Source organism: Paraburkholderia sediminicola (assembly GCF_046026895.1).
In the GTDB taxonomy this organism is placed as follows: Bacteria; Pseudomonadota; Gammaproteobacteria; order Burkholderiales; family Burkholderiaceae; genus Paraburkholderia; species Paraburkholderia sediminicola_C.
The window spans coordinates 61,833-82,140 of record NZ_JAQQEU010000032.1 but is presented as its reverse complement, the minus strand read 5'-3'; the positions used below and the strand labels follow the sequence as shown (position 1 = coordinate 82,140).

Sequence of the window (20,308 nt, the reverse complement as noted above, 5' to 3'; positions counted from 1 at the left end):
GCATTATGCCGCGAAAACCCCGTTGAGTTACCCGTTTTGTTGTTGTACGATGACGTATAAGAAATCTCCATTTCGAATGAATTTCGATTATTCGATTCACACCGACGCCCGGATACTCATCATGACGACACCGCAGGAACTGAAGCAGATCGTTTCGGAAGGTCTTCTGTCCTTCCCCGTTACCGACTTTGACGCACAAGGCGACTTCCGCGCCGACACGTATGCAGAACGCCTCGAATGGCTCGCGCCGTACGGCGCTTCGGCGCTTTTCGTCGCCGGCGGCACGGGTGAATTCTTCTCCCTGACGCACGAGGATTATTCGAATGTCGTGCGCACCGCCACCGAAGTCTGCAAAGGCAAGGTGCCGATCCTGGCCGGCGCCGGCGGCCCGACCCGCGTCGCGATCGCCTATGCGAAGGAAGCCGAGCGCCACGGCGCGAACGGCATTCTGCTGATGCCGCACTACCTGACGGAAGCCTGCCAGGAAGGTATCGCCGCGCACGCGGAAGAAGTCTGCAAGGCCGTGCCGAACATGGGCGTGATCATCTACAACCGCGCGAATTCGAAGCTCAACGCCGACATGCTCGAAGGTCTGGCGCAGCGCTGCCCGAACCTGATCGGCTTCAAGGACGGCGTGGGCGAGATCGAAAACATGGTGACGATCCGCCGCCGTCTGGGCGACCGTTTCTCGTACCTCGGCGGCCTGCCGACCGCGGAAGTCTACGCCGCGGCCTACAAGGCGCTGGGCGTGCCGGTGTACTCGTCGGCGGTGTTCAACTTCATTCCGAAGACCGCGATGGACTTCTACCGCGCGATCGCCGCGGACGACCACGCAACGGTCGGCAAGCTGATCGACGAATTCTTCCTGCCGTACCTGAAGATCCGCAACCGCCGCGCAGGCTACGCGGTCAGCATCGTGAAGGCAGGTGCGAAGCTGGTCGGCCATAGCGCCGGCCCGGTGCGCGCGCCGCTGACCGACCTGACCGGCGAAGAGATGGAACAGCTCGACGCGCTCATCAAGAAGCTCGGGCCGCAGTAATTCGCCGGCGCAACTGCCGGGACGCACATCCGGCAGACACGTTCGAAAAGGCCGCATGGACGGCCGCGCAACGAGCGCCCGGGGACGGCAACGTCGCCGGGCGTTTTTTGTAGCGCGACCAGCGTTGCCGCCCGGCGCCCACTGTTTTACAAGAACGACGGGCCGCCGCGCGCGACGCTGTACGCGCAGCCGCACCGTCCCGGATCGCCAAACGTATCGACCAGGGCCGCGCCGCTCGATTGCGCCGCCCGACCCGGGAGCCCGCTCCCTTGCATAACAATTTCAGGAGATGACCATGGACATGAGCCGCACGGCGAACCCCGCCGACGCCGTCACGCGCACCAAAGTCCGCTACGCGATCCTGCTGCTGATCTTTCTGATCACCACGCTCAACTACGCCGACCGCGCGACGCTCTCGGTGACCGGCTCGGCGATGCGCACCGCGTTCAGCCTCGACGCGATCCGCATGGGCTACATTTTCTCCGCGTTCAGCTGGGCCTACGTGCTGTCGCAACTGCCGGCCGGCTGGCTGCTGGACCGCTTCGGCGCGCGGCGCGTGTACGCGGCGAGCATTTTCCTGTGGTCTCTCTTCACGCTGCTGCAAAGCTCGATCGGCCTGCTCGGCAGCACGGGCGCGGCCGTGGCCGCGCTGTTCGTGCTGCGTTTCGCGATGGGCGCGGCGGAATCGCCGGCGTTCCCGGCCAACGCCAAGGTGGTCGCGAGCTGGTTCCCGACCAACGAACGCGGCACCGCGTCGGCCATTTTCAATGCGGCGCAATATTTCGCCGCCGTCGTGTTCACGCCGCTGATGGCGTGGCTCACCCACGCGTTCGGCTGGCAGACGGTCTACGTCGTGATGGGCGCGATCGGGCTCGTGCTCGCGCTCACGTGGCTGAAGGTGATGAAGAATCCCGCCGACCATCCGCGCGTCTCGCGCGCCGAACTGGAGTACATCCAGAACGGCGGCGGCGTCGTCACCGGCCACCATGGCAACAAAAATGCGCGCTCGAACGCGATCGAGAACGCCGGCGGCTGGTCGCTGGTGCGTCAGCTCCTCGGCAACCGCATGCTGCTCGGCGTCTATCTCGCGCAGTACTGCATCAACGTGCTGACCTACTTCTTCCTGACCTGGTTTCCGATCTACCTCGTGCAGGCGCGCGGCATGACGATCCTGCAAGCGGGCCTCGTGGCCTCGCTGCCGGCGATCTGCGGCTTCTCGGGCGGCGTGCTCGGCGGCGTGCTGTCGGACGGACTGATCCGGCGCGGCTGCTCGCTGACGGTCGCGCGCAAGGTGCCGATCGTCGGCGGGATGCTGCTGTCGGTGAGCATCATCGGCTGCAATTACGTGTCGACCGACTGGATCGTGGTCGCGCTGATGTCGCTCGCGTTCTTCGGCAAAGGCATCGGCGCGCTCGGCTGGGCGGTCGTCGCCGATACGTCGCCGAAGGAAGCGCTCGGCCTGTCGGGCGCGATCTTCAACATGTTCGGCAACGTGGCGGGCATCGTCACGCCGATCGTGATCGGCTACCTGGTCGCGCGCACCGGCTCGTTCAACGGCGCGCTGGTGTTCGTCGGCGCGAACGCGCTGCTCACGGTGTTCAGCTACCTCGTGATCGTCAAGGACATCAAACGGGTCGAGCTGCGCCTAGCCTGATCGACGCGCGGTTATCGTACTTCCGGGGCGTCGGGGCGAGCGCTGTCTTTGCTCCGCCCGGCGTCCCACGGCGCGCTTTTCCGTCATGCAGGGCGCACGCGCCGAAAATGATCCGGCATTCATATAATCAGTCGTCAGACGACGGTATAATGAATTGCAGGGGCGTATCTGCAACTATCTGATTCAAGGGGCGTTTTCGATGGCTACACCACTGGCATCCGCGGCACCGCCACGACGCGCTCGCAATCTTGCCGAGTTCGTCGTGAATTACGTCACCGAGCAGATCGCGACCAACGCGCTGAAGCCGGGCGACAAACTGCCGACCGAATCACAACTGATGGTCACGCTGAGCGTGAGCCGCACGGTGATCCGCGAAGCGATTTCACGCCTGCAGGCAGGCAAGGTCATCGAGACGCGGCACGGCATCGGCAGCTTCGTGCTGGAGCCGCAGCGCGAAAAGCTGGGCATCGACATGGTGCCCGCCACCACGCTGCGCGACGTGCTGTCGATCCTCGAACTGCGTATCAGCCTCGAAACGGAGTGCGCCGGGCTCGCCGCGCAGCGCGCGAAGCAGGAAGACCTCGCGCGCATGCGCGCCGCGCTCGACGCGATCGAAGCCACCCGCCACAACGGGCTGGATAGTGTCGACGCCGACCTGCAGTTCCATATCTCGGTCGCGCGCGCTACGGGCAACCGCTATTTCGTCGACATCCTCACGCAAATGGGCAGCGCGCTGATTCCGCGCAACCGGCTCGACTCGGCGGGCATTGCGCGCGCGGAGCCGGATGCGTATCTGTCGCTCGTCAATCTCGAACACGAAAGCATTCTTGAAGCGATCACGCGACATGACGCGGAAGGCGCGCGCGCGGCAATGCGCATGCATCTGTCCAACAGCCGCGAACGCTTGCGGCGTGCGAACGAGGCCGCCGACGCGAATAGCTGAAGCACATGGCGCAAGCGCCGCGTTCAAGCTCGCGCTGCACGCACGCAGCACGCAAAAAAATGGCCGTGGAAATTTTCCCGGCCATTTTTTATTCCGCTTCCGCCCACGGCCCCGTGATCTACCGGGGCCGCGAGCTCAACACCGTCCTCAACCGCGCGTGATCTCGCCGTCGCGACGACGCCACAGATCCAGCGGGTTGCTATCGGCCAGCGCTTGCGGCAACAGATCCGCCGGGAAGTCCTGGTAGCACACCGGGCGCAGGAAGCGCTCGATCGACGTGGTGCCGACCGACGTCGCGCGGCTGTCCGACGTAGCCGGGAACGGGCCGCCGTGCACCATGGCATGCGACACCTCGACGCCCGTCGGGAAGCCGTTGACCAGAATACGCCCGGCTTTGCGCTCGAGAATCGGCACCAGCTTCTTCGCTACGGCGATGTCGGCGCTGTCCATCTGCAGCGTCGCGGTCAGCTGGCCGGCAAAGTGCTCGGCAACCGCCAGCAGTTCCTGCTCGTCCTTGCAACGGACGAGGGTCGACACCGGTCCGAACACTTCGTCTTCGAGCGCCGGGTTCGCGAGGAACGTCAGCGCATCGGTCACGAACAGCGCCGCGCGCGCCTGCGTCGGGCCGGTCGCATCGACGCCGCGCGCCACGGCTTCGACGCCTCGGGTCGCCGCGAGCTTGCTCTCGCCGTCCTGATACGCCGCATGAATGCCGGCGGTCAGCATGGTCTGGGCCAGTTTGCCGCCCAGCGCTTCGGACGCCGTGGCGACGAAGCCCTTCAGCGCATCGCTATCGACCACGATCGCGAGGCCCGGGTTGGTACAGAACTGGCCCGCGCCCAGCACGAGCGAATCGACGAAACCGCGTGCGATGCTGTCGCCGCGCTGCGCCAGCGCGTTCGGCAGGATGAACACGGGGTTGATGCTGCTCATTTCCGCGTAGACCGGAATCGGCTCGGCGCGCGCCGCCGCGACGCGCATCAGCGACGTACCGCCCGCGCGCGAACCGGTGAAGCCGACCGCCTTGATCGCCGGATGCGACACCAGCGCTTCGCCGACCAGATTGCCCGCGCCGACGATCAGCGAGAACACGCCTTCAGGCAAGTCCATTTCCTGCGCGACTCGCTGAATCACACGACCGACCATTTCCGACGTGCCGAGGTGAGCGCGGTGCGCCTTCACGACGACCGGGCAGCCCGCCGCGAGTGCCGCAGCCGTATCGCCGCCCGCCACCGAAAACGCCAGCGGGAAGTTGCTGGCGCCGAACACCGCGACCGGGCCGAGCGCGATTTTCTGCATGCGCAGATCCGAGCGCGGCAGCGGCTTGCGCTCCGGCAGCGGCGAGTCGAGCGTCGCGGCGAGCCATTGGCCCGCGCGCACGACTTGCGCGAACAGTTTGAGCTGGCCGGTCGTGCGGCCGCGCTCGCCTTCGAGACGCGCCTTCGGCAGACCGGATTCCTGATGCGCGCGCTCGATCAGCGCATCGCCCAAAGCGGTGATGCCGTCGGCGATGCGTTCGAGAAATTCGGCGCGCACCGTGAGCGGCAATGCCCGGTACGGGTCGAACGCCTGCTGCGCCAGTTCGCACGCACGCTCGACCTGGGCGACGCCGCCGCTGCCGAAAACCGGTTCGGCGATCGCCGAACCCGTGGCGGGATTGAACGCGTGCAGGGGTTGTTCCTCGCCGCGCACTGCCTGGCGGCCAATCAGCATTTCGCCGGTAATAGACATTCTCGCTTTTCCTTGAAATGTACGCTTTAGATATAGGTCATCCTACAACATCAGGCACCCTCCGCGCAACCGGAAACGCTTGTCTGGTGGGGAATTCGGGTTTACGTGGCCGTTACAATCAGAGAGCCTGGTGCTAATCTGGCACAAGACATACGACGACCTATAACATCGTGTATAGCCGTCGCCGCAGCTCGCCGATCCATTGTCGTTCGAGGAGATATCGCATGCCAGCCGTCACGCCTTACCAGGCCCTACCCAACCGCTTTCGCCGCGCCGTCTGTGGTGGTGAGACCCAGATTGGCTGCTGGGCGTCGCTCGCCAGTCCGATCGTCACGGAACTGCTGGGCGTGATCGGTTTCGACTGGATGCTGCTGGACGCCGAACACGCACCGAACGACGTGCTCACGCTGATCCCCCAGCTGATGTCGCTCAAGGACAGCGCGAGCGCGCCGGTCGTCCGGCCGCCGGCCAACGACAGCGTGTTCATCAAACGGCTGCTGGATAGCGGCTTCTCGAATTTCCTCGTGCCGTTCATCGAAAGCGGTGAAGACGCCGCTCGCGCGGTCGCCGCGACGCGCTACCCGCCGCAAGGCATTCGCGGCGTGTCGGTGAGCCATCGCGGCAATCGCTTTGCGACCGTGGGCGACTACTTCGAGCAAGCCAACGACAACGTCTGCGTGATCGTACAGATCGAAAGCCGCAAGGCGGTCGACTCGATCGACGAGATTCTCGCGGTGGACGGCGTCGACGCGGTCTTCGTCGGTCCGTCGGATCTCGCGGCCGGCTACGGCCATCTCGGCAACCCGAACCATCCTGAAGTACAACGGGCGATTGCGCGCGTATTCGAGCGCGCGCAGGCGGCCGGCAAATCGAGCGGCATTCTCGCGCCGGTGCAGGCGGACGCGGAACGCTATCTGGCGATGGGCTGCCGCGTCATCGCGGTCTGCGCGGACATGGGGCTCTTGAAAAACGCCGCGCAGACGGTTCAGAAACACTTCATGCAGAAACCGGCGGGCCAGGGCTGAACCCGGGTCCAAACCAGGCGTAAGTCAGCCGCAAAGACGCCCGCCATGACATCTTCGGAGCATTCCATGCAAAAAGCAGGCTTTATCGGACTCGGCATCATGGGCAAGCCCATGGCCGCCAATCTTCTCAAGAACGGTGTCGCGCTGGCCGCGTTCACGCGCAGCGGCGTGCCCGACGAACTCACCCAGGCCGGCGCGCTCGCGTGCGACAGCCCCGCCGCCGTCGCGGCGCAGGCCGACGTGATCTTCATCATGGTGCCGGACACGCCGGACGTCGAACGCGTGCTGTTCGGCGATGAGGGACTGGCGAGCGCGCTGCGCGCCGGGCAGACAGTGGTCGACATGAGCTCGATCTCGCCGATGGCCACGCGCGAGTTCGCCGCGCGCGTGCGTGAGCGCGGCGCGGAGTATCTGGACGCGCCGGTCTCCGGGGGCGAAGTGGGCGCCAAGGCCGGCTCGCTGACCATCATGGTGGGCGGCGAACCCGCCACCTTCGACAGCGTCAAGCCGCTGTTCGACATGGTGGGCAAGAACGTCACGCTGATCGGCGCGGTCGGCGCCGGCCAGGTGTGCAAGGTGGCCAATCAGGTGATCGTCGCCGCGACGATCGAAGCGGTCGGCGAAGCGCTGCTGCTCGCGTCCAAGGCCGGCGTCGATCCGGCGCGCGTGCGTGAAGCGCTGATGGGCGGCTTCGCGTCGTCGCGCATTCTCGAAGTGCACGGCGAGCGCATGACCAAGCGTACCTTCGACCCGGGCTTCCGCATCGAGCTGCACCAGAAGGATCTGAACCTTGCGCTGTCCACCGCGCAAGCGCTCGGCGTTGCGCTGCCGAACACCGCCACCTGCCAGGCGCTGTTCAACGCGTGCGTGGCCCATGGCGGCAAGGCGTGGGATCACTCCGCGATGGTGCGCGCGCTCGAAGTGCTCGCCAATCACGAAATCGGCCAACAGCCGGCTTGAAGCCGCCCCCGTTCGCGCGCCGCTGCGCCGTTCCATGCAGAGGGAGCCGGCGCAGCGGCGCGTACGTGCACGCGGCCTGAACACCAGCGCCGTCATCGGCTTTCCTTACAAATATTAAGTATCACTAATCTTGCTGAAAGACTGCGCCGATGGGCCGTCGTCCCCGGCAGCACCCACGATTACTGACAACGCCCCATAAGGGCAAGGAGACATCCGTGACAAACCGGCATAACAAAAACGGCAAGCGGACCGCATCGAGAACCCCGAACCAGACCGAACCTCACTCGGCGGGACGCCGCGCGTTTATGGTGCTGGCCGGCACGTCCGCCGGCGCCACCCTGCTCGGCGGCCTGTCCGCCTGCGGCGGCTCGGTCAACGAGCCGGCCGCGCCCGCGCCGGCCTCACCCCCGGTAGTGCAGGACCCGATCTGGGGCACCTCGGGCGCCGCGACCCAGATCATCGCGTCGCTGAAAGGCATCACCCAGTCAATGTTCCCCGCACGCGACTTCGTGGTCACCCAATACGGCGCGCAGGCCTGCTCCGTGGTCGCCGCGGCCAATCCGTACACGGGCGCCGCATCGCTCGCGAGCCCCGGCTCGGCGCAGACCAACGCCACCGGCTCGTTCGATTCGCGGCCCGCGTTTCTCCAGGCGATCCAGGCCTGCAACGCGGCGGGCGGCGGCCGCGTGGTCGTGCCGTCCGGCACGTGGTACTGCGCCGGACCGATCGTGCTGTTGAGCAACGTGAACTTCCACCTCAGCGCGAACTGCACGATCTACTTCAGCCCGAACCCCGCCGACTACGCGAAGGACGGTCCGGTCGATTGCGGCGCCAACGGCAAGCTGTTCTTTAGCCGCTGGCAGGCCAACGATTGCCTGAACTACGGCTCGCCGGTCTATGCGCGCAACCAGACCAACATCGCGCTGACCGGTGAAGACGCCACCTCGGTCCTCAACGGCCAGGCGATGACGCCGTTCGCCGGCACGGGCAACACCGCCACCTGCTGGTGGACCTTCAAGGGTTCGAACGGCGCCTACGGCTGCGTGAGTTCGTCGACACCGTCGCAGGTTTACCTCAATCCGAACAACGTCGATCTGAAGACCGCCGCGCCGGGCATTTCCGATGCGCTCTACGCGCAACTGACCAGCCCGACCACGCCTTGGCAGGAAGACCAGAACTATCTGCCCGCGCTGTCCGAGGCGGGCGTGCCGGTCGCCAAACGGATCTTCGGTGTCGGGCATTACCTGCGGCCGTGCATGGTCGAATTCATCGGCTGCACCAACGTGCTGATGGAGAACTACTGCACCAACAACACGCCGTTCTGGCAGCACCATCCGACCGATTGCACGAACGTCGTGATCCGCGGCGTGACGACCAACAGCATTGGCCCGAACAACGACGGCTTCGATCCGGACGCGTGCGACAACGTGCTGTGCGACAACGTGACCTTCAACACCGGCGACGATTGCATCGCGATCAAATCCGGCAAGGATCTCGACACGCAATACGGTCCCGCGCAGAATCACGTGATCCAGAACTGCACGATGAATAGCGGCCACGGCGGCATCACGCTCGGCAGCGAAATGGGCGGCGGCGTGCAGAACATCTACGCGCGCAATCTGCAGATGCTCAATCAGAACTGGGCGACCAATCCGCTGAACATCGCGATTCGCATCAAGACGAATATGAATCGCGGCGGCTTCGTGAAGAACTTCTATGTCGACACGGTCACGCTGCCTAACGGCGTGAGCCTGAAAGGCGCGGGCTACGGCAGCGCGTTGCTGAGCGGCAGCCCGATCAACGGCACCGTGCCGCTCGGCGTGGTCACGGCGACGGCGGCCAACCCGTCGGCGGCCCAGGGCGGCCTGATCACTTTCGACTGCGACTACCAGCCGGCCAACGACGCGATCCGGACGCGTCCGGCGGTGGTGCAGAACGTCAACATCTCGAACGTGCAGGCCAGCAACGTGACGGTCAGCGGCGCGACGGGCTCGTGCTTCCAGGCGATCGTCGCACAGGGACCGGTCGCTTTCGACTACAACGGCCCCGCTCCGGCGCCGACCATTCCGCCGATCACCGGCGTCACGATCTCGAACTGCAATCTGGGCACCGCCGTGTGCGCCGGCCCGGCTAGTGCGAGCATACCGGGGCCGATCTACGCGTACAACGTCAACGGCATCACGTTGAATAACGTCGTGATCGGCTCGACGACCTACAACACGACGGTCGTCGATAAGCGATAAGCGGTAAGCAGCGACGCGGCGGGGCGAAGGGCATGGTCCCCTTCGCCCCGCTTTCTTTTGCGCGGGATTCAGTATGCAGCGGGCGGTAGTGACTCGAGCGGAGACCATTAGAAGAAGTGACCAGTTAGAGTAAAAAAATAGGAGCTTGCAACAATTTTCGGTCATTGCTGTCAAGCAAAAATAGTCTCGAACGCTTGCTTGACTGATGCAACCCGGCTCGATGAAAAACAGCTATTACAACGATGTTTCTGCCTGTTCCGTGGCTCGCAACGAGCGTCGTAAACCCGTCATGCATGCGGAAGCACACCGGATCAGTGGCACAAGTCATGACAGAAAATTCCAACCCCATGGACCTCCTGTCGATCGTCGTACCTTTTTATAACGAAGAGGCCATGATCGACCAGTTCTTTGCCGAGGTTTGCCCGGTCATTGCGACCGTTCCCAATAGCCGTTTTGAGATCATTTGCGTCAACGACGGAAGTCATGACGCCACGCTGTCCCTTTTGCTTGAGCATGCTGCTCGCGATCCTCGCATCAAGGTCGTGGATCTCTCGCGCAATTTCGGAAAAGAAGCCGCGCTGACTGCCGGACTCGACCATGCCGCGGGCGACGCGGTCATACCGTTCGACGCGGATCTGCAGGATCCGCCCGGCGCGATCCTGGCCCTGGTCGAGAAGTGGCGCGAAGGGTATGACGTGGTTCTCGCGATGCGGGCTGAACGCACGACCGATAGTTATGCAAAGCGCAACTCCGCGTCGATGTTCTATCGGGTCCACAATGCCATTTCGGACATTCGCATCCCCGAGAATGCCGGCGACTTCCGCCTGATGTCGCGCAGTACTGTCGACGCGCTCAAAAGACTCCCCGAGACCCGCCGCTTCATGAGGGCCTGTTCGCCTGGGTTGGCGGCAAGACCGCCGCTATTGAATATGTCCGTCAGCCTAGAGCTGCGGGAGATTCAAAGTTCTCTGGCTGGAAGCTGTGGAATTTCGCGCTCGAAGGCGTGACGAGTTTCAGCACACTTCCACTGCGCATCTGGACTTACATCGGTGGGGCCACCGCGCTACTGGCGTTCTTCTATGCGAGCTACCTGATCATCCGGACGGTCGTCCGCGGCATCGATGTGCCAGGCTATGCGTCGCTAATCACCGCGATCCTGTTCCTCGGCGGCATGCAACTTATCGGTATAGGTGTAATCGGCGAGTATGTCGGGCGCATGTATGTCGAATCGAAGCGGCGCCCTGTCTATATTGTCCGCAACGTCTATAACTGCGGCGAAAGCCACAAAGCAAACTCTGCTCAATGAGAAATATCGATCAGAATAACCGCCCCCTCGTATTTGCCGCACTTGCGCTATGCGCAATAGCCTTTCTGGTTTATCTGGGACTGACGCCTCTCGGCGTCTGGCAAGATGAATACATCACGCTCGGCCACGTTCGCGAAGAGGGCTTCGGGATCATCAAGGAACGGCTCCTGCACTGGAGTCCGCGCCCCCTTTCCGAAATGTTCATCTGGGCATACGGCATCGCCGTCGAAAAAGCAAACCGTCCGCTTATTACGTCCGCGCTGCTGCCATGCTGGGCCATTCTTGTCGCCGCCTTACTTGGGCCGTCCACAAAGACCCGTAAGGGCTTTGTCGCATCCGCTATTTTGCTGGTCCTGCTGCTGGCCGGTCATCAAGTTGGCGAAGTGTTTTACTGGCCTCTTGGCGCGCTGGCGTATGTACCCACCGTCGCCGCAATGGCCATCCTGCTGACAATCGACTTCGCGGGATTCTCGGATACGACCGCCGGCCGTGTGGTGACCCTGGTCGCGCTGGTGGTCGCGGCGACCTCGACCGAGATCGGCGCGCTGTTTGCGGCCGGATACTGCGTGCTGGCGTTCATCGTCTCGATGATCACCAGGGACCGATTCAAATTCTGGTGGGTCGTCCCTTTCGTGATATCGCTCGGCGTGCTTTACATGATGGCCACGGGAAGAGTCGCCAAGAACATCGAGATGTTCGGCGATCAGACCATGATTCATCGACCGGTGCCGGCGGTGCTTGCCGCAGTCCAGACATTCTTCGGCGAACTCTTCGGCCCAGCCGTGCCCGGCTCCCCGACACTCACCACGCTGGCCATCTATCATTCGAAGCTTGCGTTTTTCCTTGGCACCTATTTCCTGTTCTCTCTCGATAAAGAAGAGACCCGCAGCAGGCGCCAGTTGATGCGACTCGTTCTGGCCGTATCGTTGATCGGCGCCGCGTTCCTCATGCTCGCAGCAGCTTATTATCAGTTCGGACTGGCATGCTGCGAGCGACATGCCACGATCCGGCAATGCTACTTTTACATTGCACTCGGATCGCTGGGTTTATTTGCTGCACGAATGCGGCCGGTGCGCGCGCCTCGGGCCGGTCTGCTGCTATTGATCGCTTCGGTCCTGCTGCCGCTCTCGACTGACGTGTCGGGCATCGCGAGCGACTACCGCAACTATCACCGGATCATCGACGCACGCATCGCCTTGTGGGATTCGGGCCTGAGTTCCGCCGACGGGATGACCGTCCCTCCCATGCCCAACGCCAAAATTGCAGGCGGCTATGACTTCCCAATCGGCACATTCGTCGAAGGCGACAATAAAGGCGGAGCATTTGCTTCCGGGATGCGTTACTTCTTCAAGAAGAAGTCGATTACATTCGAACCGCCTGGCAATTGACTAGCAAAGAACCATGCGACCGTTTCTGGTTATCAGCATGGTTCTATCTATCCGCCCCACTCCGCTAGGGCTGGCAGAACACACTGGATCAAAGCGGCCGATGCGTTAAAACGCGTCTCCCGGCCACGCCGCTGGTCAGGCGGTCAGTGCCGGTCTAGAACCAGAAACGCCCGCATCAGCCATGAAAATGCAAAAACGCCCGATGAAAAATGCATCGGGCGTTTTTTTACCACTACACGGGTTTCAACTCTGGCAGGACGGAAAGCCGCTCTCCTCGATCAAGCCGAGCGGCCCCCCCGTCGCTTACTTCGCGCCAGCAGCAGCCGTACCCGTTGTCATCCACTTCGGCTCGGGCATCTTGCCCGGATTTTTCGCCAGCAGGCACACCACAACAGCGGCGATCAGATCGAATACGGCCAGCACGACGAACAGTGGGCTGTAACCGATCTGCGTGACCAGCACGCCGAACAGTGCCGTGAACGCCGCTGCGCCGAGATAGCCGGCCATGCCGCCCATACCCGTCGCTGTGGCGACTTCGTTCTTGCCGAACATATCGGACGTGATCGCGTACAACGCACCCGACAGCGTCTGGTGCGCAAACCCGCCGACGCACAGCAGCGCCACCGCCATGTAAGGGCTCGCCACCAGGCCGACGCACGCCGGTCCGATCATGAACAGCGCGCCGACCACGAACACCATCTTGCGCGACGTGAACAGCGAGACCTTCGCGTACTTGTGGAACAGGGGGCTCAAATAGCCGCCGAGCACGCAGCCGATGTCGGCGGCCAGAAACGGCATCCATGCGAACAGCGCGACTTCCTTCAGGTTCATGTGACGCTCGGTCATCATGTAGAGCGGAATCCACGCATTGAACGTCTGCCAGGCCGGCTCGGACAGAATGCGCGGAATCCCGATCGCCCAGAAGTCGCGGCTCACCAGCATCGCGCGCCAGCTGCGCTTCGGCGCGCCAGCGTCGCTATGCTTGGCTTCCTGCCCGCTGAGGATGTACTCGCGCTCCTGCTCGCCCAGCAGCTTCTGCTTCCGCGGATGCTTGTACAGCACCATCCACAACAAGCTCCACACGATCCCCGCCACGCCGACGATCACGAACGCCAATTGCCACTGCCCGCGCAGCAGGGCCCAGACCACCAGCGGCGGCGCCAGCAACGCGCCGATCGACGAGCCGATGTTGAACCAGCCGATCGCGACCGAACGTTCCTTGGCCGGAAACCATTCGCTCGTCGCCTTCACGCCGGCCGGAATGCCCGCCGCTTCAGCCAGGCCGAGCAAACCGCGGAAAAATGCGAGGCTGCGCCAGCCTGTGGCCCACGCGGCCGCCGCGCACGCCAGCGACCAGGCGAGCGCGAACGCCGCGAAGCCGAGCTTGGTGCCGACGGTGTCGAGCACGAAGCCCGCGACCGGCTGCATGAACGCATAGCAAAGCTGCCACGCGACGACCACGTGCGAGTACTGCTCGGTGGTGATGTTGAGGTCCTTCATCAACGTCGGCGCCGCGACCGACAGCGTATTGCGCGCGAGGTAATTGATGATGAGCCCGGCCGCGACCAGACTGACCATCCACCAGCGGATACCCTTGACTCTCATGACTGTCTCCTCGTAATGCCGCGCCGCTCAGAGCGGCCGTGCCGCTTGCGCGGCCGAACCATCCGCGCCTGCATCGTCGCGCGAATAGTCGATACCGACAAAGCTGCCGCCCTGGAAGCGTTGACCCAACGCGTCGAGCGGATTCGGCCGCGCAAGAATCTCCGCGGCGTAGTCTTCGGCATTCTGGGTCGGCTGATAACCCAGACGCTCGGCGCCGCTGTTGTCCCACCAGCTGCGCGTGTTGGCCGACACGCCCCAGATGGTCAGGAAACCGACGTTTTCGGCTTCGACGCAGCGGTCGAGGAAGTGCATCAGGTCACGATGACCGAACCACGTGCTCAGATGGCGCGGCTCGCCCGGCCGTTCGAGGCAGCTGCCGATGCGCACGCACACGCTCTCGATACCGTGCTTGTCCCAATACATGCGCGCGAGTGCTTCGCCCCACACCTTGCTCAGGCCGTAGAAACCGTCCGGGCGCAGTTCGCAGTCGAGACTGAGCCGTTCGGTGACCGGATACATGCCGATCGCGTGATTCGAGCTGGCGAACACGATGCGCTTCACGCCTTGTCGGCGCGCGCCCTCGTACACCTCGACCAGCCCGCGCAGATTGTTCTCGACGATTTCGGGCAGCGGGCGCTCCACGCTCGTGCCCGCGAAGTGGATCAGCACATCCACGCCGTCGAGCAGGCGATCGACGACCGCCGGATCGCGCAGGTCGCCGTGCATCACATCCTCGCCTTCGACGAGAGGCGTCAGCGCTTTCGAGCCGGCCGCCGAACGCAGCGGCGTGCCGCGCGCAATCATTGCAGCGCGCACGACGGAGCCGAGCTGGCCGCCTGCGCCACTCAGGGCAATCTTTTTCATAAGGGGGTTCCTTTACTGCGCCGCGCGCAATCGAACTGGGGGTACAGCTAGCGGTGGAGCGACGGCGGAGGGTGCCTGCATAGCCCGCGTTAGTTGTACGATAACGTACTATCAACGATACGAAAGCGCATTTCAACTCGGCATTTACCCTTGGTACAAGGGGGGACTTAAAACGCTTCCTTGTTTAAACAATCAGATGGCAAGATCAAATTTATGCGATGTCGTATAACTAAACGCTAAGGTATTGACTGACGATGCCGTCATCCAGGCAGCGCGCCGATCCCATCGGCCACGCTCGCCTGCAAGCACGCGTAGACTTGTTCCGCTCATGCACGCGCGAAACCGCTACGCCGCTGTCGCCATCGTGGTCGCCGCGCGCACCTTTGGAACCCGCTTCATTTCCGGTACAGCACGTCACGATGCCCAACACCAACCGCCCCGTGCAAGCCGTCGCGCTGCCTGGCGAATCCGCCGTCGCGAGGCTCTACCACGCGCCGGATCTCGCCGACGCGTATGCGGTCCGCCTGCCCGACAACGCAACCAACGACCCGGAATTGCTGGCGCGCTTTCTGTTCGCGCATCAGGCGGGCTGGGTGGCGAAACTGATGGGATTGCGCGATGCGCTCGTCGCGCGCTTCGGACTCAAGACGGCGAAGCAGTTGCGCACGGAAGGTTGCGGCGGCTCGCGTGAGCGCCTCGACATCTTCAGGATCTTCACGCGCAGCGCGCATGAAATCATTCTCGGCGAGAACGACCGTCATCTGGACTTCCGGGTGTCGGTGCTGCAGCAAACCCGTCATACGCGCGACGGCCGTTCGCGCTATCTGGTGCTGTCGACCGTCGTGCATTGCCACAACCGGCTCGGGCGTTTTTATATTCTCGCGATCGCGCCGTTTCACCGGCTGGTGGTGCGCTCGGCATTGCGGCGAGCGGCGCGCGTCGGCTGGCCGAGCGCGTGAGCGGCACGATCATCGGGTGAGCAGCCGCTTTGCTGCGTGGACCATGACGCGCGGGGTTTAGAGCCACGGCAAACGCAGACGCGGCCGGGCATGCGGACGGCACGGCGCGGCCATCACCGCCCGTGCGCGCCGCCCGCCCGACTCGCGCCTGCATGCGGGCGAGCCCGCATCACTCCGTCACGAACCGATAAACTCCAGCAGATCCGCATTCACCTTGTCGGCCTCGACGGTGCACATGCCGTGCTGGCCGCCCGCATACACCTTCAGCGTCGCGTTCCTGACGATCTTCGCGGTCTGACGGCCCGCCGCGTCGATCGGCACGATCTGGTCATCGTCGCCGTGCAGCACCAGGGTGGGCACGTCGATCTTCTTCAGATCTTCCGTGTAGTCGACTTCGGAGAACTGCTTGATGCAGTCGTACAGCCCCTTGATCGAGCCAGCCATGCCCTGCCGCCAGAACGAATCGATCACGCCTTGGGACACCTTCGCGTCCGGCCGGTTGTAGCCGTAGAACGGCATCGCCAGGTCCTTGAAGAACTGCGAGCGATCATCGACCACACCCTTGCGGATGCCGTCGAACACGTCGATCGGCGTGCCGTTCGGATTGTTGTCGGTCTTCACCATCAGCGGCGGCACCGCGCCGATCAGCACGGCCTTCGCGACGCGCTGCGTGCCATGCCGGCCGATGTAGTGCGCCACTTCCCCGCCGCCGGTCGAATGGCCGACCAGCGTGGCGTCCTTCAGATCGAGATGGTCGATCAGCGCGGCGAGATCGTCGGCATAGGTGTCCATGTCGTTGCCGTCCCACGGTTGCTCGGACCTGCCATGACCGCGCCGGTCATGTGCGATCACACGAAAGCCCTTGCTGCCGAGAAACAGCATCTGCGCATCCCACGCGTCTGCGGTCAACGGCCAGCCGTGCGAGAACACGACCGGGCGCCCTTTGCCCCAGTCCTTGTAGAAAATTGCCGTACCGTCTTTCGTCTTGATCGTGCTCATCTGCTGACTCCTTATGGATGAAGTCTGCCGTCGCCGGCAGGTGGATGAAGCGTGGCTCTCGAACATACGCGTGGCGCATGACAGGACGCCCGTTCAGGCACGGCCCAACTTGCGCTGCATGTTCATGAAGGGATTCGCGACGCGCGCCGCAGGTTTGCTCACGGGCGCGTCGGCATGACTATTCGAAACGAATAACGGGGAATACGGACTTGATGGCTAGTGGCGTGCCTGCCGCTCGAGCGTGAGTTCGCCCGGCAACATCGCCAGTTGGCTACGAGCATGGTAGAGGCTAACTCATCGAATGGCTAGCCGAGGCGCGCGGGAAAGTCGGTTGGGATGGACGGATTGTCGGCTGGCGACGAACGCAGACCCGACCACGGCGCGGCTTCGACATGCCGGACGCGACCGGCCTGTCGAAGCCGGGCGACTCACAGCCAAGCCGACCCCTTGCGACCGGCGCGCCCGAACGCGGTGAAGTGCGATGAAGCGCGGCGGGCCGCATTGCTGCAGAGCGGTAGATTGACGCAGCCTCAGCGCAGGCAGACCTGACGCACCCGGCAAGCCGATCGTAAAAACCTGATACACATCAATGGCTTGCCTCAGAAATGCGCAAACACCACGTAAAGCAAGATGGTTTTTTGACGCACGTCGCGACGCAGCAAAAAACCCGGCCGTCGCCTACCCTTGCGCCATCTGCTCCCCGCAGTGCGCACCGACACCGGTCGACGCGCGTAGTCCGCCCAGGCGGCTCTCACGCACAACACGCTTATGAACTCCGCACTATCGGCATTCGATCTCGCCCGCATCCAGTTTGCGTTCACCGTCTCGTTTCACATCGTGTTTCCGGCGCTCAGCATCGGCCTCGCCAGCTTCATCGCCGTCCTCGAATGGCGCTGGCTGAAAACCGGCAAGGCGTACTACAAAGACCTTTGCCTGTTCTGGTCGAAGATCTTCGCAGTGGCCTTCGGCATGGGCGTCGTCTCCGGCGTCGTGATGAGCTATCAGTTCGGCACCAACTGGTCGGGCTTCTCCAGTTTCGCGGGCCCCGTCACCGGCCCCTTGCTGATGTACGAGGTGATGACCGCGTTCTTCCTCGAAGCGGGCTTCCTCGGCATCATGCTGTTCGGCTGGCAGCGCGTGAGTCCGCGCGCGCACTTCGGCGCCACGCTGATGGTAGCGATCGGCACGCTGATTTCGACCTTCTGGATTCTCGCGTCCAATAGCTGGATGCAAACGCCGCAAGGCTTCGAGGTCGTGAACGGCCACGTCGTGCCGCTCGACTGGTTCAAGATCATCTTCAATCCGTCGTTCCCGTACCGGCTCGCGCATATGGCGCTCGCGGCGTTCATCGTCGCGGGGCTGGTGGTGGCGGCGGTCGGCGCATGGCATCTGCTGCGCGGACGGCGCGATCCGGCCGTGAAGAAAATGTTCTCGATGGCGCTCTGGCTGCTTTTGATCCTCACGCCGATCCAGGCGTTCGTCGGCGATCAGCACGGTCTGAACACGCGCAAATATCAGCCGGCCAAGATCGCCGCGATCGAAGGTCTGTGGGACACCGAGAAAGGCGGCACCGCGCTGAACCTGTTCGGCATTCCCGACATGAAAGCCGAGACCACGCGTTACGCGGTGTCGATTCCGCATCTGGGCAGCCTGATCCTCACGCATAGCTGGGATGGCGAAATTCGCGGCCTCAAGGAATTTGCGCCACAAGACCGCCCGAACTCGACGGTGGTGTTCTGGAGCTTTCGCATCATGGCCGGGCTCGGCGTGCTGATGATCGTGATGTCGCTCGCGGCATGGGCGCTGCGCCGCCGTGGACGCCTGTTCGAATCGAAGTGGTTCCAGCGCTTCGCGCTCGCGATGGGCCCGACCGGCTTCATCACGCTGCTGGCCGGCTGGGTCACGACCGAAGCGGGCCGCCAGCCATGGGTCGTGTACGGCGTGATGCGCACTTCGCAGGCCGTGTCGCCGTTGACCACGCAGCAGGTCGGCATTTCGCTGATGACCTTCGTGGCGGTCTACTTCCTCGTGTTCGGCACCGGCATCTACTACATGCTCAAGCTGATGCGCGCGGGTCCGGCGCTGCCGGGACACACGCCGCACGGCATGCCGCGCCACGAGCCGAACCAGACCGCGCGCCGCCCCCTGTCCGCCGCCGATCAGCTGATCGACGCCGCCTGAGTCCAACCCCAACCGCTTGCGAGAAAGAAAATGGATGTAACCGTCGTATGGGCCGCGATCATCGCGTTGGGCCTTTTCATGTACGTCGTGCTGGACGGCTTCGATCTGGGCATCGGCATCGTCTTCCCGTTCTTCCCCGACGAGAAGGAACGCGACCTGATGATGAACACGGTCGCGCCGGTGTGGGACGGCAACGAAACCTGGCTGGTGCTCGGCGGCGCCGCGCTGTTCGCGGTGTTTCCGCTGGTGTATTCGACCGTGCTGTCCGCGCTGTATCTGCCGCTGATCTTCATGCTCGTGTGCCTGATCTTTCGCGGCGTGTCGTTCGAGATCCGAGCCAAGGCCAATCGCACGAAGCATTTGTGGGATCTGGCATTCATCGGCGGCTCGGCGGGCGCGACGTTCTTCCAGGGAATCGTGCTGGGCGCGTTCCTGCAAGGCATCCCGGTGGTCGACGGCAGCTATGCCGACGACGCCTTCGGCTGGCTCACGCCGTTCAGCCTGCTCACGGGCCTCGGGCTCGTCGTGACCTATGCGCTGCTCGGCTGCTGCTGGCTCGTGACGAAAACCGAAGGCGATCTGCAACGCCGGCTGCATCGCGTAGTGTGGCCGCTCACGCTGGTGCTGCTCGGGTTCATCGCGATGGTCAGCCTGTGGACCCCTTTGCAGGACCCGACGATCGCGCAACGCTGGTTCCACGACGGCCTCTTCTACCGCTTGCTGCCGGTGCCGTTCCTCGTCGCGATCTGCGCGTTCTTCATGCGTCGCGCGGTGCGTGAGCGCCATCAGAACACGCCGTTCGCGCTCGCGCTGCTGCTGGTGCTGCTCGGCTACGCGGGACTGCTGGTGAGCCTGTGGCCGTATGCGATCCCGTCGAGCATGACGCTGTGGGAAGCCGCCGCGCCGCGCTCCAGCCAGACCTTCACGCTGGTCGGCGCTGCGGTGATTCTGCCGATCATCGTCGCCTATACGACGATGGGTTATTGGGTATTTCGAGGCAAGGTGCGTCATGGCGACCAACATCACTATCACTGAGCGGCGCGGCGTGCCCGCCGTCCGTCACGCGTCCCCGGCGCGGGGGCGCAAACTGCCGGGTTGGCTATGGTTCATCGCGCTGTGGTGCTTCGGCGTCGGGTCGGCGATGTCGCTTGGATTCGCGTTCAAGCTTCTGATGAATGCGACGTTGTTCGCAGTCAAATAGACGCGGCCAAGCCGCGGCCGGAGCGTGCTTCAACCGGCGCGCATAAGCGGCGCAAAGCTGTCCGCGCGGCTTCAAAAAAATGCCCGCGCGGCTCGTCTACGTAGCAAGCCGGAACCTATGCGCGGGGAGACCTGCCTTACACATGACGTGGCGCATCGAAGCAGCCGGCGAACCCAACGATAGAGCGCCACTTGCGCGGGCCGCCGGAAG

The 20,308-nt window shown here is 63.7% G+C and carries 14 protein-coding genes and 2 pseudogenes; 12 read left to right on the top strand and 4 right to left on the bottom strand.

Annotation, left to right across the window (positions count from 1 at the left end):
• Positions 1 to 121: 121 nt before the first annotated feature.
• The 3 genes from kdgD to PQR02_RS22230 all read left to right on the top strand — a co-directional run bounded on the left by kdgD (position 122) and on the right by PQR02_RS22230 (position 3,636).
• A complete protein-coding gene (kdgD, locus tag PQR02_RS22240; RefSeq protein WP_408235873.1) occupies positions 122 to 1,039 on the top strand; it encodes a 5-dehydro-4-deoxyglucarate dehydratase in 918 nt (305 codons plus the stop codon).
• A gap of 295 nt (positions 1,040 to 1,334) precedes the next feature.
• Positions 1,335 to 2,693: an MFS transporter gene (locus PQR02_RS22235; RefSeq protein ID WP_408235870.1), complete on the top strand. Its 1,359-nt coding sequence runs from the start codon at positions 1,335 to 1,337 to the stop codon at positions 2,691 to 2,693.
• Positions 2,694 to 2,892: 199 nt separating this feature from the next.
• Complete coding sequence (locus tag PQR02_RS22230; RefSeq protein WP_408235867.1) at positions 2,893 to 3,636, top strand: FadR/GntR family transcriptional regulator; 744 nt, start codon at positions 2,893 to 2,895, stop codon at positions 3,634 to 3,636.
• Between the two features lie 147 nt (positions 3,637 to 3,783).
• On the opposite strand, the gene PQR02_RS22225 is transcribed toward PQR02_RS22230, so the two are convergent.
• Complete coding sequence (locus tag PQR02_RS22225) at positions 3,784 to 5,367, bottom strand: aldehyde dehydrogenase (NADP(+)) (RefSeq protein ID WP_408235864.1); 1,584 nt, start codon at positions 5,365 to 5,367, stop codon at positions 3,784 to 3,786.
• A gap of 224 nt (positions 5,368 to 5,591) precedes the next feature.
• On the opposite strand from PQR02_RS22225, the gene garL reads away from it, so the two are divergent.
• From garL to PQR02_RS22200, 5 genes and pseudogenes are all read left to right on the top strand, one after another.
• Entirely contained in the window at positions 5,592 to 6,392 is an 801-nt protein-coding gene (gene garL, locus PQR02_RS22220) for a 2-dehydro-3-deoxyglucarate aldolase (RefSeq protein ID WP_408235861.1), read from the top strand.
• Between the two features lie 27 nt (positions 6,393 to 6,419).
• Positions 6,420 to 7,352: pseudogene (locus tag PQR02_RS22215) on the top strand (2-hydroxy-3-oxopropionate reductase); the annotation flags it as partial.
• 305 nt (positions 7,353 to 7,657) lie between these two features.
• Positions 7,658 to 9,595: a glycoside hydrolase family 28 protein gene (locus PQR02_RS22210; RefSeq protein ID WP_408235900.1), complete on the top strand. Its 1,938-nt coding sequence runs from the start codon at positions 7,658 to 7,660 to the stop codon at positions 9,593 to 9,595.
• A 326-nt stretch (positions 9,596 to 9,921) separates the two neighbouring features.
• A pseudogene (locus PQR02_RS22205) lies at positions 9,922 to 10,901 on the top strand (glycosyltransferase family 2 protein).
• Positions 10,898 to 12,289, top strand: coding sequence for a hypothetical protein (locus PQR02_RS22200; RefSeq protein ID WP_408235858.1), 1,392 nt, complete (start codon positions 10,898 to 10,900; stop codon positions 12,287 to 12,289). Before PQR02_RS22205 ends, PQR02_RS22200 begins: the two are co-directional and overlap by 4 nt.
• Positions 12,290 to 12,592: 303 nt before the next feature.
• Here the strand turns inward: PQR02_RS22200 and PQR02_RS22195 are convergent, their stop codons facing one another.
• Positions 12,593 to 13,894: an MFS transporter gene (locus tag PQR02_RS22195; protein WP_408235855.1), complete on the bottom strand. Its 1,302-nt coding sequence runs from the start codon at positions 13,892 to 13,894 to the stop codon at positions 12,593 to 12,595.
• Between the two features lie 27 nt (positions 13,895 to 13,921).
• A complete protein-coding gene (locus tag PQR02_RS22190) occupies positions 13,922 to 14,758 on the bottom strand; it encodes an NAD-dependent epimerase/dehydratase family protein (protein WP_408235852.1) in 837 nt (278 codons plus the stop codon).
• Positions 14,759 to 15,177: 419 nt separating this feature from the next.
• Here PQR02_RS22190 and PQR02_RS22185 point away from each other — a divergent pair, with 419 nt between their 5' ends.
• Positions 15,178 to 15,717 (top strand): DUF2867 domain-containing protein, encoded by a 540-nt coding sequence (locus PQR02_RS22185; protein ID WP_408235849.1) that lies wholly within the window; start codon positions 15,178 to 15,180, stop codon positions 15,715 to 15,717.
• Positions 15,718 to 15,894: 177 nt separating this feature from the next.
• Here PQR02_RS22185 and PQR02_RS22180 read toward each other — a convergent pair whose 3' ends face one another.
• Positions 15,895 to 16,716: an alpha/beta fold hydrolase gene (locus PQR02_RS22180; RefSeq protein WP_408235846.1), complete on the bottom strand. Its 822-nt coding sequence runs from the start codon at positions 16,714 to 16,716 to the stop codon at positions 15,895 to 15,897.
• Between the two features lie 768 nt (positions 16,717 to 17,484).
• On the opposite strand from PQR02_RS22180, the gene PQR02_RS22175 reads away from it, so the two are divergent.
• The 3 genes from PQR02_RS22175 to PQR02_RS22165 are packed head-to-tail and all read left to right on the top strand — an operon-like array spanning position 17,485 to position 20,098.
• Positions 17,485 to 18,897, top strand: coding sequence for a cytochrome ubiquinol oxidase subunit I (locus PQR02_RS22175; RefSeq protein WP_408235843.1), 1,413 nt, complete (start codon positions 17,485 to 17,487; stop codon positions 18,895 to 18,897).
• 30 nt (positions 18,898 to 18,927) lie between these two features.
• Positions 18,928 to 19,932, top strand: a complete 1,005-nt coding sequence (gene cydB / locus PQR02_RS22170) for a cytochrome d ubiquinol oxidase subunit II (protein ID WP_408235840.1) — start codon at positions 18,928 to 18,930, stop codon at positions 19,930 to 19,932.
• Positions 19,907 to 20,098: a hypothetical protein gene (locus tag PQR02_RS22165; RefSeq protein WP_408235837.1), complete on the top strand. Its 192-nt coding sequence runs from the start codon at positions 19,907 to 19,909 to the stop codon at positions 20,096 to 20,098. The genes cydB and PQR02_RS22165 overlap by 26 nt, the downstream gene beginning before the upstream one ends.
• Positions 20,099 to 20,308: the final 210 nt, after the last annotated feature.

Coding starts and splice junctions, on each gene's coding strand:
- kdgD (WP_408235873.1), top strand. CDS start 122: ATGACGACACCGCAGGAACTGAAGCAGATCGTTTCGGAAGGTCTTCTG.
- PQR02_RS22200 (WP_408235858.1), top strand. CDS start 10,898: ATGAGAAATATCGATCAGAATAACCGCCCCCTCGTATTTGCCGCACTT.
- PQR02_RS22180 (WP_408235846.1), bottom strand. CDS start 16,716: ATGAGCACGATCAAGACGAAAGACGGTACGGCAATTTTCTACAAGGAC.
- PQR02_RS22235 (WP_408235870.1), top strand. CDS start 1,335: ATGGACATGAGCCGCACGGCGAACCCCGCCGACGCCGTCACGCGCACC.
- PQR02_RS22210 (WP_408235900.1), top strand. CDS start 7,658: ATGGTGCTGGCCGGCACGTCCGCCGGCGCCACCCTGCTCGGCGGCCTG.
- PQR02_RS22195 (WP_408235855.1), bottom strand. CDS start 13,894: ATGAGAGTCAAGGGTATCCGCTGGTGGATGGTCAGTCTGGTCGCGGCC.
- cydB (WP_408235840.1), top strand. CDS start 18,928: ATGGATGTAACCGTCGTATGGGCCGCGATCATCGCGTTGGGCCTTTTC.
- PQR02_RS22230 (WP_408235867.1), top strand. CDS start 2,893: ATGGCTACACCACTGGCATCCGCGGCACCGCCACGACGCGCTCGCAAT.
- PQR02_RS22175 (WP_408235843.1), top strand. CDS start 17,485: ATGAACTCCGCACTATCGGCATTCGATCTCGCCCGCATCCAGTTTGCG.
- PQR02_RS22165 (WP_408235837.1), top strand. CDS start 19,907: ATGGCGACCAACATCACTATCACTGAGCGGCGCGGCGTGCCCGCCGTC.
- PQR02_RS22185 (WP_408235849.1), top strand. CDS start 15,178: ATGCCCAACACCAACCGCCCCGTGCAAGCCGTCGCGCTGCCTGGCGAA.
- PQR02_RS22225 (WP_408235864.1), bottom strand. CDS start 5,367: ATGTCTATTACCGGCGAAATGCTGATTGGCCGCCAGGCAGTGCGCGGC.
- PQR02_RS22190 (WP_408235852.1), bottom strand. CDS start 14,758: ATGAAAAAGATTGCCCTGAGTGGCGCAGGCGGCCAGCTCGGCTCCGTC.
- garL (WP_408235861.1), top strand. CDS start 5,592: ATGCCAGCCGTCACGCCTTACCAGGCCCTACCCAACCGCTTTCGCCGC.